This window comes from Streptomyces sp. NPDC021622 (assembly GCF_040640795.1).
Lineage (GTDB): Bacteria > Actinomycetota > Actinomycetes > Streptomycetales > Streptomycetaceae > Streptomyces.
Map to the genome: position 1 here is coordinate 631031 of NZ_JBFACK010000003.1, position 14968 is coordinate 645998.

9 protein-coding genes are annotated in these 14968 nt (G+C 71.2%); 6 read left to right on the plus strand and 3 right to left on the minus strand.

Going from position 1 to position 14968, the window contains the following annotated elements; all coding sequences use genetic code 11:
- The first annotated feature begins 143 nt into the window (after positions 1 to 143).
- From AB0G47_RS10285 to galE, 4 genes are all read left to right on the plus strand, one after another.
- Positions 144 to 3722 (plus strand): CDP-glycerol glycerophosphotransferase family protein, encoded by a 3579-nt coding sequence (locus tag AB0G47_RS10285; RefSeq protein WP_360766430.1) that lies wholly within the window; start codon positions 144 to 146, stop codon positions 3720 to 3722.
- Positions 3719 to 5245 (plus strand): hypothetical protein, encoded by a 1527-nt coding sequence (locus tag AB0G47_RS10290; protein ID WP_360766433.1) that lies wholly within the window; start codon positions 3719 to 3721, stop codon positions 5243 to 5245. The genes AB0G47_RS10285 and AB0G47_RS10290 overlap by 4 nt, the downstream gene beginning before the upstream one ends.
- Positions 5246 to 5342: 97 nt before the next feature.
- On the plus strand, positions 5343 to 7010 hold the full coding sequence (locus tag AB0G47_RS10295) for a glycosyltransferase family 2 protein (protein WP_360766436.1): 1668 nt from the start codon (positions 5343 to 5345) through the stop codon (positions 7008 to 7010).
- A 75-nt stretch (positions 7011 to 7085) separates the two neighbouring features.
- Positions 7086 to 8069 (plus strand): UDP-glucose 4-epimerase GalE, encoded by a 984-nt coding sequence (gene galE / locus AB0G47_RS10300; RefSeq protein WP_360766439.1) that lies wholly within the window; start codon positions 7086 to 7088, stop codon positions 8067 to 8069.
- A gap of 295 nt (positions 8070 to 8364) precedes the next feature.
- On the opposite strand, the gene AB0G47_RS10305 is transcribed toward galE, so the two are convergent.
- Positions 8365 to 8985, minus strand: coding sequence for a TetR/AcrR family transcriptional regulator (locus AB0G47_RS10305; protein WP_360766442.1), 621 nt, complete (start codon positions 8983 to 8985; stop codon positions 8365 to 8367).
- A 115-nt stretch (positions 8986 to 9100) separates the two neighbouring features.
- On the opposite strand from AB0G47_RS10305, the gene AB0G47_RS10310 reads away from it, so the two are divergent.
- A complete protein-coding gene (locus tag AB0G47_RS10310) occupies positions 9101 to 10012 on the plus strand; it encodes an ABC transporter permease (protein WP_360766445.1) in 912 nt (303 codons plus the stop codon).
- Positions 10005 to 10820 carry an ABC transporter ATP-binding protein gene (locus AB0G47_RS10315; RefSeq protein ID WP_360766448.1) on the plus strand — a complete coding sequence of 272 codons (816 nt, stop codon included), beginning with the start codon at positions 10005 to 10007 and terminating at the stop codon, positions 10818 to 10820. Before AB0G47_RS10310 ends, AB0G47_RS10315 begins: the two co-directional genes overlap by 8 nt.
- 15 nt (positions 10821 to 10835) lie before the next feature.
- On the opposite strand, the gene AB0G47_RS10320 is transcribed toward AB0G47_RS10315, so the two are convergent.
- Both AB0G47_RS10320 and AB0G47_RS10325 read right to left on the minus strand, forming a co-directional pair.
- On the minus strand, positions 10836 to 11996 hold the full coding sequence (locus tag AB0G47_RS10320) for a glycosyltransferase (protein ID WP_360766450.1): 1161 nt from the start codon (positions 11994 to 11996) through the stop codon (positions 10836 to 10838).
- A complete protein-coding gene (locus tag AB0G47_RS10325) occupies positions 11993 to 14917 on the minus strand; it encodes a bifunctional glycosyltransferase family 2 protein/CDP-glycerol:glycerophosphate glycerophosphotransferase (protein ID WP_360766453.1) in 2925 nt (974 codons plus the stop codon). Before AB0G47_RS10325 ends, AB0G47_RS10320 begins: the two co-directional genes overlap by 4 nt.
- Positions 14918 to 14968: the final 51 nt, after the last annotated feature.

Consider the following 14968-nt stretch of genomic DNA (forward strand, 5'->3'; position numbering starts at 1 on the left):
GTCGAAGACCCCGTCTCACTCATTGGAGTGAAGGAAGGCAAAGGAATTGACCGGAGAGGGCAAAAGGCATGAATACGCCCGTACTCCCATGATTGCTCCCATGCTTACTCCCATCCCTGGGAGCGTACGAAAGGCCGGTCGCCGTGCAGCCCCGTCTCAGCGTGGTCGTGCCCATCTACAACGTCGAAGAGTTCCTGGAGGAGTGCCTGGAGTCGATCGCCGGGCAGACCATGGCCGACCTGGAGGCCGTGCTCGTCGACGACGGCTCGACGGACGGCAGCCCGCGCATCGCCCGCGAGTTCGCCGCGAAGGATCCGCGGTTCGTCTATGTGCGCCAGCCGAACGCGGGGCTCAGCGCGGCCCGCAACACCGGGGTGCGCCACGCGAACCCGGCCGCCGAGTACCTGGCGTTCGTCGACAGCGACGACATCGTGCCGCACGACGCGTACGCGCGGATGACCGCAAGCCTGGACTCCACCGGCTCCGACTTCGCGAGCGGCAACGTCTGGCGGCTCAACGAGCGCGGCCGGCAGCAGGCCTGGCAGTACAAATGGCTCACCGAGCCGCGCTCGCGCACCCATATCAGCCGTGATCTGGAGCTGCTCGCCGACCGCGTCGCCTGGAACAAGGTCTTCCGCCGCGCCTTCTGGGACCGGCACGGCTTCGCCTTCCCCGAGGGCAAGCTCTACGAGGACACCCCCGTCATGATCCCCGCGCACTTCCTCGCGGGCGCGGTCGACGTCCTGTCCGATCACGTCTACTACTGGCGGGTCCGCGAGGGTTCCATCACCCGGCGGCGCACCGACGTCAAGGGCGTCCGCGACCGCATCGCCGCCTGCGCGCACGTCAGCAGGTTCCTCGCCGAGCACGACCCCGAGATGCGCAGGACGTACGACGTGTCCTGCCTGCGCGACGACTTCGTGTACTTCCTGGAGGGTCTGCCGATGGGCGGCCCCGAGTACCGCGCCGCCTTCATGAAGGACGCCGCCGCGTTCGTGCGCCGCGCCGACCCGGGCGTCATCGCGGGGCTCCCGGTGGCCCTGCGCGTCAAATGGCATCTCGTACGCGAAGGACGCACCGATGACCTGATCGATCTGCTCACCTTCGAGCAGCACAACAGCAGCGCCTTCCAGGTCCGCGGCATGCTGCGGCGCAGCGCCGCGTACCCGAAGAGCTCGGGCGGTCATATCCGGGTGCCGCAGGAGCTGGCCCGGCTCGGGCGGCGGGAGCTGCCGGTCATCTCCCGGGTGAGTGAGGCGGGTTGGGGCGACGACGGCCTCCTGCGGATCAGCGGATACGCGTACGTGCGCAACCTGGAGGCGGCGCGCCCCGGTCACTCCGTGAAGGCCGCGATCCTCAAGTCGGCGCACAGCAAAGGGCAGTTCAGGAAGGTCGCCTGCCGCACGGTCGCCGCACCGCAGGCCACCGAGAACTCCCGGCAGCAGCTGCACTGCTACGACCGCTCCGGGTTCGAGCTGACCATCGACCCCGAGCAGCTGAAGACCGGCGGCAAGTGGATCCCGGGGAACTGGCTGCTCGGCGTGGTCGTCGCCGGCCACGGCTCGGTGCGGCGGGCGGCCGTGCGCCCGCTGGACGGCTCGTCCGCCCAGTCCGTCGTACGCGAACTGGGCGAAGGACTGCGCCTGGTCCTCGGCTTCAGCAAGGGCCGACTTGTCCTTCGCATCCAGGATTACGTGGCACGGGTCGACGCCCATCACCGGGACGGGGAGTCCGTGGTCCTCAGCGGCCATCTCCCCAGCCGGCTGCGCCCGACGGCCCTGCGCCTGACCCACAAGCACTCGGCGGCCGAGTTCGACTACCCCGTCACGCTGACGGACGACCGCTTCGACGTGCGCGTGCGCATCGCCGACCTGGAGGGCGTCGCGCCGACCCCGCACCTGGCCCCCAAAGGCGTCGAGCCGCCGCACGGCGACCGCTGGCAGGCCAACCTGGTCCTTCCGGACGGCAAGCTGAAGTCCCTGGCGGCGGCCCTCGCCCTGCCCCCGGGGCGGTACGCGTCGCGCGCGGGCCGCGATGTGTGCGCCTCCGCCAACGACCAGGGCCAGCTGGTCGTCGAGCTGACCCGGCAGCCGATCGCCGACCGGATCGCCTGGGCCGCGGACGGCACCCTGACGGTCGAGGGCACGGTGTCCGACACCGGCTGGGGCGAGGCCGACCTCGTCCTGCGGCACAGCGGCCGCGACGAGGAACTGACGATCCCGACGGAGCGCGACGCGGGACGCTTCCGGGCGGTCGTGGCGCCGGGGGGCGGGGTGCTGCGGGAGGGGCGGTGGTATGCGTTCCTGCGGGAGCGGGAGGCAGGTCGGGGCGGGGCGGGCGCCGAGGACGGGACGCGCGCCGAGGACGCAGCACTCGCCACGGACAGGCCCCGTGCCGAAGGCCGGACGCCTGGCGAGGGCGGGAGCCACGTCGAATGCGGCACCCACTCCGAGGACGGTGTGCCCGTGCGGCTGCTCGCCTCCGTTTCCGCGGGCTTTCCCCTCCACCGGACCGTCGGCGGGCGGGAGTTCACCGTCGACCGGCGGTTCGGCGACCGGCTGCTCGTCGAAGCGGGCTCGGTGCTCGCGGAGGCCGAGCGCGGCGCCTACCGGCAGCACCGACTGCGCACCGCGCACCATCCGCAGCAGCGCACCCGGCCGCTGCGGGACGCGGTGCTCTACTTCGACGGGGACTCGCCGCGCGCGGTCCACGAGGAGCTGGTACGGCGCGGCGCCGACGTGGAGCACCTGTGGGTCACCCACGACCAGCAGACCCGCGTACCCATCGGCGCGAAGGGCGTGGAGGAGTACAGCGCCGACTGGTACGAGGCGCTCGCCCGCTGCCGCCGCATCGTCACGGCGGGCCATCTGCCCGACTTCTTCGAGAGGCGAGAGGGCCAGACCGTCGTACAGACCTGGAACGGCGCGCCCCTCAAGCGCATCGGCACCGACCTCATCGACACCCTCTACGCCGATCACGGCCACCTCGACGCGCTGCCCAGGCTCTCCCGTCAGTGGGACGTGCTCGTCTCGCCGAATCGCTTCTCCACCCCGCACCTGGGACGCGCGCTCGCCTACGAGGGCGAGGTCCTGGAGGCCGGCTCACCGCGCAACGACCTGCTCTTCGCCGACGACCGCGACAAGACCGCCGAGCGCGTCCGCCGCGACCTCGGCGTCGCGCCCGACAAGCGGATCGTCCTGTACGCGCCGACCTACCGGGACCATCTCGCCTGCTCTCCCGGCCGGTTCCGCTACGAGCCCGCGCTCGACCTGCGCGCGGCGCGGGACGTGCTCGGCGACGACCACGTCCTGCTCGTGCGCAAGCACCCGCTGACGGCGGGCCGCCTGCCGGGAGCCGACGCGCCCTTCGTACGCGACGTCTCCTCGCACCCCCGGACCACCGAACTGCTGCTGATCGCCGACGTGTTGGTGACCGACTACTCCTCGCTGATGTTCGACTTCGCGCACACCGGCCGTCCGATGCTCTTCCACGCCTACGACCTGGAGCACTACCGCGACACGGTCCGCGGCTTCTACCTCGACTTCGAGACCCGCGCACCGGGCCCGCTGCTCGCCTCCACCGGCGAGGTCGTCGAGGCCCTGCGCGACCTGGACGGCATCACCGCACGGCACGCGGAGGCGTACGCGGCGTTCCGCGAGGCCTACTGCGACCTCGACGACGGGCGGGCCGCGGGCCGGGTCGCGGAGAGGCTGATGCGATGACGGCCACGACCACGACGGCCGGGGGCCGCACCCGCCGGCCGTTGCGGGGCGCGACCGCCCTGTACGGCGGCAGGCGGTGGCGGCCGACCCCCTATCTCGTCTTCGGCGGTCTCTTCTGGCTGGTGATGTCGCTCGCCTTCTGGCGGGTGCCGATGTGCTGCGACTTCGGGCAGCACGCGGCGGTCGTGGAGCGCCTCAAGGCCGACCTCCTGCACCCCCGCCATCCGATGGCGGACCTGCCGGGCGCGGGCAGCCCGTACTACTCGCCGTACGCGGTGGCGCAGGGCGTCTTCGCGCGGGTGACGGGGCTCGCGGGCTGGGAGGTCGTCAAGCTGGCGGGGCCGCTGAATCTGCTGGTGCTGATCACGGGCATCGGCCGGTTCGTGAAGGTCCTGACACCTCGTCAATGGGCGCCGGTGCTCGCCCTGTTCGCGATGGTGGTGCTGTGGGGCACGCGGATGGCATGGTGGAGCGGCTATCTGGGCCTGATGTCGATGACGGGCAACCTCGCCTATCCGTCGACGTTCGCGATCGGCCTGGCGTTCTGGGCGTGGGCCTGGGCGGGTTCGCTGACCGCGCGGCCTCGGGGGATCGCGTCCTACGCGGGGCTCGGGGCGCTGTGCGGGGCGATCCTGCTGGTGCACCCGATCTCTTCGGTGGCGGCGGTGATCGGGGTGGCGGCTTTCGCGGTGCCGGGCCTGCGCCGCGCACTGCCGCGCTGGGCGGCAACTGCCGTGACAGCGGCGGCAGTTGCCGCGGCCTGGCCCTACTTCTCCGTCTTCTCCCTCGTCGGAGACGAGTCCGTCGACTGGATCCACCGGCAGCTCTACACGGAGATGCCCCAGCGCTTCTGGCTTGCGCTCCTCGGCCTGCCCGCCCTGTACCTCCGCTGGCGCAGGGACCACAAGGACCCCCTGGTCCTGATGTTCGCCCTGGAGCTCGCGGTCGTCGCGTACGGCTGGCTCAGCGGCCACTACACCTACGGCCGCATTCTGGGCCTCACCCTCGTCCCCCTGCAGTTCGCCCTCGCCGTCGAACTGGCGGCCGCCCGGCCCTGGGGCACCCGACGCGCCGCCCTGGCGGGAGCCGCGACGCTCGGCGCCTGCGTCGGCTTCTTCCAGATCCAGGCGGGAGCCGTCGTCCCCCGCACCCTCGACCCCATCGGCTTCGACCAGCCCCCGCGCTGGCCGAGCTACGCCTGGGCGGCGAACCGGCTGCACAAGGGCGACGTCGTCCTCACCAACGGCTACGGCCCCACCCGCACGATCCCCGCGTTCGGCGCCAACCTCGTCGCCCCGGCCTGGCCGGACCCCGCGCTCGACGAGGCCGAACGCAACCACCGCCTCCAGGAAGTGCGCGACTACCTCGCCCCGGAGTCGACCCGCGCCGACCGCGAGGCGATCGCCCGCCGCTACCACGTGCGCTGGCTGCTGCTCTCGAAGGACCAGCGGGTGCCGTCCGAGGCGGTGGTGGTGGCGTGGGGGCCGCAGACCGGAGAGGTGCTTGCGCGGGTGTCCGGGTAAGGGCGATCCGGTCCGATCAGGGCCAATCCAATCCGGGCCGATCCACCCGCAAAGACCCCCTAATCGGATAATTACCCGAAACCTCTAAGATTTCCCCGTGGATCCTTCTCTGCCCCTTTCGCCGCCCCCGTCCCCGTCCCCGCAGGTCTGCGTAGTCGTGATCGGCTACAACGACGCGGCGCACCTCGCGGACGCGGTGCGCTCGGCGCTCGCCCAGGGCCCGGCCGTCCGCGAGGTGATCGCCGTCGACGACTGCTCGACGGACGGCAGCGGCGAACTGCTCACGGAGCTCGCCGCGCGGGAGCCACGCCTGAAGACCATCCGCCGGGCGGCCAACAGCGGCGGCTGCGGCACCCCCCGCAACGACGGGGTCGAGGCCACGACGTCCGCGTACGTGATGTTCCTCGACAGCGACGACGTGCTGCCGCCCGGCGCGGTCGACGCCCTCCTGACGGCGGCCGCCAGGCACGACGCCGAGGTGGCCACCGGCCTGTGCGTGCGCCGCGAGCTGCCGTCCGGCCGTGAGATCCCCTGGCAGCCCATGCTCTACAAGAAGGCGCAGCTCATCGCCCGCCCGGAGCTGCGCACCCGGCTCGTCCACGACACGCTCTGCGTCAACAAGCTCTACCGCACCGACTTCCTGCGGCGGCACGCCATCCGCTTCCCCGAGGGCCGTTTCACGTACGAGGACTTCGTCTTCACCGCCCGCGTCCTCGCGGCGGGCCCGCGCATCGCGCTGATCCCCGACCCCGTCTACGTATGGAACGTGCGCCGCTCGGCGGCCAAGCTGTCGATCTCCCTCGACCGCACGGGCATCGCCAACTGGCAGGCCCGCATGGAGTCCCACCGCCAGTCCGTCGAGATCCTCCGGGAGGCGCCGAGCGCGACGGGAACGGCGGGCAAGCGGCTCGCGCGGGCGGCCCGCGCGAAGTTCGTCGACCACGGCCTGCGGATGTACGCGCGCGAGCTGACCACGCGCAGCCCCGAGTACCGGCGGGAGTGGTGGACCGCCACGCGCGCGTACCTCGCCACGTTCGACACCGCCGACCTGGACGCGGCGCCCGCGCCGGGCCGGATCATCGCCCGGCTGATCCTGGCGTCCCCCGAGCCGCGCGACCTGCCCCGGCTGCAGGCGGTGGCGGCCCGCCCCGCGCGCCTCTCGCCCCCGTACGCGCAGGCGTCCGACGCCACGCCGATCTGGTCGGACGACCTCCCCCAGGTGACGCTGGAGCACCTCCTCGTACGCCCTATCCGGCTCCTCCCCCTCGCGGTGGACGCCGAGCTGCGGCCGCGCGCGGGCGGGAGCCGTCTCACCCTGCGGCTGCACGAGCTGTACGGCCGGGTCGCGGACGCGGGCCCAGCGACGGTCGACGTGGAGCTGACGGCCCGCGACGGCACGGGCCCCGGACTGCGCCGCACCGCCGCGTTCAGCCCCGCGGGGGACGGCACCTGGCTGACCGAGGTCGTCCTCGACCTCGGCTCGCTCCGCGGCGGCGTATGGGACCTGCGGCTTCGCCTGCTCTTCGGCGACGGGACGACGCGTGACACCACGGCGCGCGCGGTCGCGGGCCCCGGACTGCTGCGGCGCACGGTCCTGCCGGGGCGGCGCGGGATCCTGCTCGCCCAGCCGTACGCCACGCAGGCGGGGAACCTCGCGGTGCGGCTCGCGCCGGGGATACAGGGCGTCGCGGGGGTGGCGAAGCGGCGCCTGGCCCGCACCGTCCGCGACCTGGGCGGCGGGGACCAGAGCGCCGGAGCCCGTTGACGCGGCTCGTACGCCGCCTCTGCGAAACTGCACGTCCACGAGAAGCACTCCACTCGCGACAAGACGGGATACGTCATGACCTGGCTGATCACCGGCGGCGCCGGCTACATCGGGGCACACGTCGTCCGTGCCATGACGGACGCGGGCGAGCGGGCGGTGGTCTACGACGACCTGTCGTCGGGCATCGCCGAGCGCGTCCCCCAGGGTGTGCCGCTGGTGACCGGATCGACGCTGGACGCGGACCTCGTGGCCCGCACCCTCGCCGAGCACGAGGTCACCGGTGTCGTGCACCTGGCGGCGAAGAAGCAGGTCGGCGAGTCGGTGGAGCAGCCGCTGCGCTACTACCACGAGAACGTGGAGGGCCTGCGGGTCCTGCTCTCGGCGGTGACGGAGGCGGGAGTCCGGTCCTTCGTCTTCTCCTCATCGGCTGCCGTGTACGGCATGCCCGACGTGGACCTGGTGACGGAGGAGACCCCCTGTCTCCCGATGAGCCCGTACGGCGAGACGAAGCTGGCGGGCGAGTGGCTGGTCCGCGCGACGGGCCGGGCGCACGGCCTGTCGACGGCGTCGCTGCGCTACTTCAACGTGGCGGGCGCGGCCGCCCCCGAGCTGGCCGACACGGGCGTCTACAACCTGGTCCCGATGGTCTTCGAGAAGCTCACGGACGGCGCGGCCCCCCGCATCTTCGGCGCGGACTACGCCACCCCCGACGGCACCTGCGTACGCGACTACATCCACGTCGCCGACCTGGCCGAGGCCCATGTGGCGACGGCCCGCAAGCTGGCGGCGACGGCACCCGGCACGGACCTCACCCTCAACATCGGCCGGGGCGAGGGCGTTTCGGTCCGCGAGATGGCCGACCTCATCAACGACGTGACGGGGTACGACACGGCGGCCGAGGTCACGGCACGCCGCCCCGGCGACCCGGCCCGCGTGGTGGCGTCGGCGGACGGCGCCGCCAGGGAACTGGGCTGGTCGGCCAAGCGGGACGTCCGCGACATGGTGACGTCGGCGTGGGCCGGGTGGGTGCGGCTGCATCCTGAGGCGGCTCGCGACTGAACGTCCCGGGGGGGTGTAGCAGGCTCACCCTTGGGCCGGGAGCACGCTCTCTCGCCCCGCCGACCTGGCCTTTCCAGCGTTCTCAGTGGCAGCAGCGACCACTGAGAGGGCGTACGCATGTTCAGACGACGGGGTTCCGGTGCGGCGGCCGGGCAGCGGGTGGCCGCGCCCGACGCGCTCACGCTCGACGGGGTCAGCAGGTCCTGATCAGCGCGGGCACGGGTGTCGCCACGCTCGGCTCGGGCGTGGCCCTGTTCCTGATGCGGGAGAAGCACGCCTGGCCGAACCGGCCCGCTCACAACGCCTTGAGCCCCGCCGCCGTTGCCGCCGCGAGCCTGCCCAGGTATCCCTTGGGCAGCTCGGCCCGCACCACCACGGAGCGCCAGTAGAGCGGCCCGGACACCAGGTCGAGGGCAAGATCCTCGTCGGCGCCCTCGCGCATCTCGCCCCGCTCCACCGCGGCCCTGACGATGCCGCTCGCCACCCCGTACTGCCCCTCCCGCAGCGCCTTCTGCAGGGCATCGGCGATCTCCGGATTGCGGGCCGCCTCCGCCTGCAGATCCGGGATCACCTGGGAGGCCACGGGATGCCGCAGGGCACGTGACGTCACCTCGTACAGCAGACGCAGGTCGCCTTCGAGCGAGCCCGTGTCCGGCGCCGGGAGCCCCTGGACCGCTATGGCCGACACCAGGTCGAGCACGAGGTGCAGCTTGGAGCGCCAGCGCCGGTAGACGGCGGTCTTGCCGACGCCCGCGCGGCGCGCGATGCCCTCGATGGACATGCGCGCGTACCCGACCGCCGCGAGCTCCCCGAAGACGGCGGCCCTGATGGCCTCGGTCACATCCTCACGGAGCACCGCGGCGCCCGCGGGCGCCCTGCGGCGCGGCTGTTCATCTCCTGGCCTGCTCGTCGTCATGCGGACAGCATAGAGCGTGACGACGATACGGTTGCGTTCCGACGTAGCGACGGCCTACTCTCGACGTTGCGACGATACGGGTCCGTCCCGACGTAACGAGTAAGGAGCAGCGGCAGTGAGTCAGGTCCTCGACGCACCACCCCGCACGGCGGCCGCGGCCCCCGACCCGGCCGAGCTTGCCGCCCGGCACGGCCTGACCGTCAGCGGCGCCCGCCCCACGCTCCCGGCGTACGTCCGTCAGCTCTGGCAGCGGCGCCACTTCATCACCGCCTTCGCGACCGCCAAGCTGACCGCGCAGTACAGCCAGGCGAAGCTCGGCCAGGTCTGGCAGGTGATGACCCCGCTCCTGAACGCGGCGGTCTACTACTTCATCTTCGGCGTGCTGATGGACACCAAGCACGATGTCGACGACTACGTCCCGTTCCTGGTCACCGGCGTCTTCATCTTCACGTTCACGCAGAGCTCGGTGATGGCCGGCACCAAGGCCATCTCCGGCAGCATCGGCCTGGTGCGCGCCCTGCACTTCCCACGGGCCGCGCTGCCGATCTCGTACTGCCTGCAACAGCTCCAGCAGCTGCTCTTCTCCATGGCCGCCCTTGTGGTGATCCTGCTCTGCTTCGGCGTACCGCCCACCGCGTCCTGGCTCCTGGTGATCCCGGCCCTGATCCTGCAGTTCACCTTCAACACGGGCCTGGCCCTGGTGATGGCCCGCCTCGGCAGCAAGACGCCGGACATCGCCCAGCTGATGCCGTTCGTGCTGCGTACGTGGATGTACGCGTCCGGCGTGATGTGGAGCATCGACGCGGTCCTCAAGGGCAAGGACCTGCCGCACTTCGTGAAGGTCCTCCTGGAGTGCAACCCCGCCGCGGTCTACATCGACCTGATGCGCTTCGCGCTGATCGACACCTTCCAGCGCGAGCAGCTCCCGCAGCACGTCTGGGCCTGGGCCATCGGGTGGGCGCTGCTCGCCGGGGTGGGCGGTTTCATCTACTTCTGGAAGGCAGAGGAGACGTACGGCCGTGGCTGAGACGACGATTGCACCCCTCACTGAGACCGCACCCGCCCACACCCCCGCACCCACCGTCATCGCCGACCAGGTGGACATCGTCTACCGCGTCCACGGCGGCGCCACGACGGGCCGCGGCAGCGCGACCGCCGCGCTCGGCCGCATCCTGAAGCGGGGCGAGTCCCCCGGCGTCCGCAAGGTGCACGCCGTCAAGAAGGTCTCCTTCACCGCGTACAAGGGCGAGGCCATCGGCCTGATCGGCACGAACGGCTCGGGCAAGTCGACGCTCCTCAAAGCGGTCGCCGGGCTGCTCCCCGTCGAGAGCGGCCGCATCTTCACCGACGGCCAGCCCTCCCTGCTCGGCGTCAACGCGGCCCTGATGAACGACCTGACCGGCGAGCGCAACGTCATGCTCGGCGGCCTGGCGATGGGCATGTCCCGCGAGCAGATCCAGGAGCGCTACCAGGACATCGTCGACTTCTCCGGCATCAACGAGAAGGGCGACTTCATCACGCTGCCCATGCGGACGTACTCATCGGGCATGGCGGCCAGGCTCCGCTTCTCCATCGGCTCCGCCAAGGACCACGACGTACTCCTCATCGACGAGGCCCTGGCGACCGGCGACCGCTCCTTCCAGAAGCGCTCGGAGGCCCGCATCCGCGAGCTGCGGGGGCGCGCGGGCACGGTCTTCCTGGTCAGCCACAACAACAAGTCGATCCGCGACACCTGCGAGCGCGTGCTCTGGCTGGAGCACGGCGAGCTGCGGATGGACGGCCCGACGGAGGACGTCCTCAAGGAGTACGAGCGGTTCACCGGCGGCAAGAAGTAACTCGCCGCCCGAGGATCACCGTTCGAGGAACCGGAACAGCTCCTCCCAGCGGCGCACGATCTCGTCCGTCGTATAGCGCCGGATGTTCTCCCGCGCCAGATCGCCCATCCGGTCCCGCAGCTCCTTGTCGGACATCAACGTGTCCAGCCTGCGGGCCAGTTCGGCGGTGTTGCCGAGCCGGGCGAGCAGTCCGTCCACGCCGTCGTCGATGATCTCGTGCACGCCCGGCGCGCAGTCGAACGCGGCGCACGGCACCGCCGTGGCCATCGCCTCCATCAGCGCGAGCGGGAAGCCCTCGCCGCGCGACGACTGCACGAACACCGAGCCGCCGCGCAGCGCCCCCGGAACGTCGCTCGTGCGCCCCATCCACTCCACGGAGCCGTCGAGGCCGAGCGCCGTGCACTGCTTCTTGAGCATCTCCTCGTCCTCGCCGGAGCCGTAGATCCGCAGCGTCCAGTCCGGGTGCAGCGGCGCGACCTCCGCCCAGGTGTCGAGGAGCATGTCGATGCCCTTCTGGTCGTGCAGCCTGCCGATGCTGGTGACGACCTTCTCGGTGCGCTTGGACGGCACTTCGGGCATGAAGGGCAGCGGGTTCGGCATGAATGAGGCGTTGTCCAGGCCCTGCCTGATCCACAGATCGGCGTCCTCGCGGGTCAGCGCGAGCATCCGGTCGACGTCCTTGTAGTGCTTGCGCACCCGCCCGAAGCGCGAGCAAGCCCGCGAGTAGGCGAACGACTCGTGGCTCATGCCGATGACCAACAGGCCGGTGGTGTCGGCCAGTTCGACCCACTCCATCGCCCACACCTGCGTGACGATGACGACGGCGCCGGGCCCGGCCTGCGCGAACAGCGCGGTCAGCCTTGCGGCCTGCTCGTGCATGCCCTCCTGGCGCCGGGCCCGCAGCCGGTGCTCGGCGACGTTGAGCCGCCCCTTGATGCCGCGCGCAGGGCCGACGCGCGGCGGGTGCTCGTCGTACAGGGTCGTGGTCGGGTAGGGCAGATCCGTGCCGATGTCCTGCGGGACGCCCGGCTCGGTGATGCCGATGACGTGCACGCGATGGCCCTGCCCGGCGAAGAGCTTCGCCATCTGGTGCGACCAACTGGTGATCCCGCCCAGCTCGTTGACGCTGTTGGAGACGAAGAAGATGTCCCGCGTACGCTGCGCTGTCTGTATCACTTGCCGCTCCAGTGCGAGAAGAACTGCTCGACGACGCTCTTGGCCGCGTCGCCCTTGTCGTACTCACCGAACTCGGCGACGAACCGTGCCCGCGCCGCCGCGTGTTCCAGAGCCTGCTCGTCCAGCGCCTTCAGCGCCCCGAACAGCTCCTCCTCGGTGTCGACCACCGGGCCGGGAGCCCGTTCCCGCAGATCGAAGTACGTCCCTCGCCCTTCGTGCACGTACTCCTCGTAGTCGTACGTGAAGAAGAGCATCGGCCGGTCGAGGAGCGCGTAGTCGAACATCACGGATGAGTAGTCGGTGATCATCGCGTCGGCGAGCTCATAGAGCGGGGTGACGTCGTGATGCGCGGATACGTCGATGACGCGGCCCCGCACGGACGGCGGGAGCACGACGTGGTTGAGGTAGTGCGAGCGCACGAGCAGCACGTACCGGTCGCCGAACTCCTCCGCGAAACGCTCGACGTCGAAGGGCAGTTCAAAGCGTCCGTGGCGGCCGCCGTGCCGCCGGAAGGTCGGCGCGTACAGGAGCACCCGCTTGTCGTCGGGGATGCCCAACTCGCCGGCCAGTGGGCCGCGTTCGCGTACGCCCGTCGCGTCCTCGCGGCGCTTGGCGCGCACCAGCGCGTCGTTGCGCGGGTAACCCACCCGCAACAGCACCTTCTCCTTCAACCGCAAGGCCTTCGCCAGAGTCCGCACATCGTGCTCGGAGCGGACCAGGAAGCGGTCGAAGCGGTCGAGGACGCGCTGCTGCTCGTCCTGCCGGGGCTTGCTGCGCAGCTTCCAGGCGGGCTCGTCGAAGCCCATGCGCTTGAGCGCGGAGCCGTGCCAGGTCTGGATGTACGTCGTCTCGGGACGCTTGGTGAGCTTGAGCGGGTAGCTCTGGTTGTCGACCCAGAACTCGGCCTGCGCCAGGGCCCGCAGATACGGCAGCGACCAGCGCCGCACCAGCGTGGCGTCCTCGGGGAAGCCCTTGGGGCTGCCGGAGTAGGACCACACGGCATCGAAGTCGAGCCCTCGGCGCCGCATCTCCTCGTAGATGGCGCGGGGGCTGTCGCTGTACTGCTTGCCGAGGTGGCTCTCGAAGACGACCGTGCCCTTCTTGACCGGAAGGCGGCTGAACACCTCGTCGTAGACGCGCAGTTTGCTCTGCCCGGACGTGAGGTCCTTGCGCAGCTTCTTCGCCCTGCGGAAGCCGGACTTGGCGAGCCGCCCCGGCATCCCGTGGGTGCCGCGCGCCACCAGGTCCTGGATCCGGCCGCCGGCCGCGTCCCGCGTGACGAGCCGGAACGCGAGGTGCCCGCGCTGCGAGACCTCGGGCTCGATGTGATCGGCGACCAGGCGGGTCAGCCGCGGCCGCACCGGAAGCAGCCCCTCGGCGAGCCCCGGGGTGCTCGCGGTGAGCCGCGTCCTGGTGCGCACCCCGTCGGCGGTGAGGTGCAGGCGTACGTCCCACACCGCGTCGACGACGCCGAGCGGGCGAAGCCGCCGGGTCAGGTCGGCGCCGGCCTCCCAGGAGATCGCCTCGCCCTCGTGGCGCAGTTCGGAGACGGGGAAGCGGAAGGACTGCAGGCTGCGCCGCCGGGCGCTGAACTCCAGCTCGGCGGTGAGCACGGCGTCGGGGCCGATGATGCCGAGCGGGTTGGTGACACGGCCCGCCAACCGCACGGTCCCCGCCGACTGCCCGGCCCCTTCCGACTGCCCGGCCCCCGCCGACTCCTCGTAACGCGTCAGGACGTTGCGCAGGAACATCTGGTCGAGGCGCTTGCCGTGGTAGCCGAGCGCGGTCACGTCAAGGACCTGGCGGCCGAACGGGTCGTCGAGGTGCTCCGCGCACCAGTACACGCGCCCGTCCCGCTCGGCGAGCGGCGAGGAGATCTTGTCGCGGTTGGTGAGGGTGTCCACGGCGGGCAGCAGGTTGTCCCAGTCGCCCTGCTCCAGGAGGTAGGCGCAGATGGCCTGGGCGGGCTGCACCTCGGCGTACGCGGCGCGGTCGAGCCCGGCGAGGTAGTCACGGGCAAGGCCCGCGAACTCCTGCCGGTAGGAGGCGTCACGGAACGGCAGGTCGCGCAGGTGCAGCACCAGGTCGTGCTTGAGGAACTTGATGTCCTTGGCGAGCCGCAGCTCGTCCAGGCCGCGCTCGGCGAGCAGCGCGTCGATCCGGCGGTGGATCTCCATCCGGTGCCGGAAGTTGGTCATCTCGTGGCGCCGGTTGGTCACCGACTTCTCGGCGGCGCGCTCGTGGACGTGCCAGAAGTAGACCTGGTTCGGGATGAGCGTGATGCGGCCTGCCGCGAGATAGGCCTCGGCGATGAACATCAGGTCCTCGTAGAACATGCCCTTGGGGAAGCGCAGGGCGTTCTCGACGAGGAAGTCGCGGCGGTAGAGCTTGTTCGTGGAGAGCGTGTCCCAGACGAAGAGGTCGGGCAGCTCGGTGACGGACTCCAGGGTGCGGGTGGTGGCGTAGAGCCAGGGGTACCACTGGTCGCGCTTCTTGTTGCGGGTGTCCATGGAGAGGCGTACGCAGAGCCCGGAGACGATGTCGGAGCCGTCGCGCTCGGCGGCCTCCAGGAGGTTGCGGCAGGCGTTGCGCTCCAGGACGTCGTCGCTGTCGAGGAACATCACATGGCTGCCGACGGTGTGCCCGATGCCCACGTTGCGGGGCTCGCCGCCCGCGCCGCTGTTCTCCGGCAGCTGGTAGGCCCGCACCCGTTCGGGGTGCTCGGCCGCGAGGCGCTTGGCGGTCTCGTACGACGCGTCCGTGCTGCAGTCGTCGACGATGACGACCTCGACGGAGCGCAGCGTCTGGTCGAGCACCGAGGCGACGGCGGTCGGCAGCCGCTCGGCGTCGTTGTAGACGATCACCACTACGGACACATCGGGTCGCGCCTCCGGCGTCCCCCGCTCACCTATCGCTCCCATGCGCCCTCCACTCAGATGCCGACTCATCCTAATAATTATCGCTAATGCCCG

Excerpts from the sequence above, each read along its gene's own strand:
- AB0G47_RS10290 (WP_360766433.1), top strand. The coding sequence starts at position 3,719 with ATGACGGCCACGACCACGACGGCCGGGGGCCGCACCCGCCGGCCGTTG.
- galE (WP_360766439.1), top strand. The coding sequence starts at position 7,086 with ATGACCTGGCTGATCACCGGCGGCGCCGGCTACATCGGGGCACACGTC.
- AB0G47_RS10305 (WP_360766442.1), bottom strand. The coding sequence starts at position 8,985 with ATGACGACGAGCAGGCCAGGAGATGAACAGCCGCGCCGCAGGGCGCCC.
- AB0G47_RS10325 (WP_360766453.1), bottom strand. The coding sequence starts at position 14,917 with ATGGGAGCGATAGGTGAGCGGGGGACGCCGGAGGCGCGACCCGATGTG.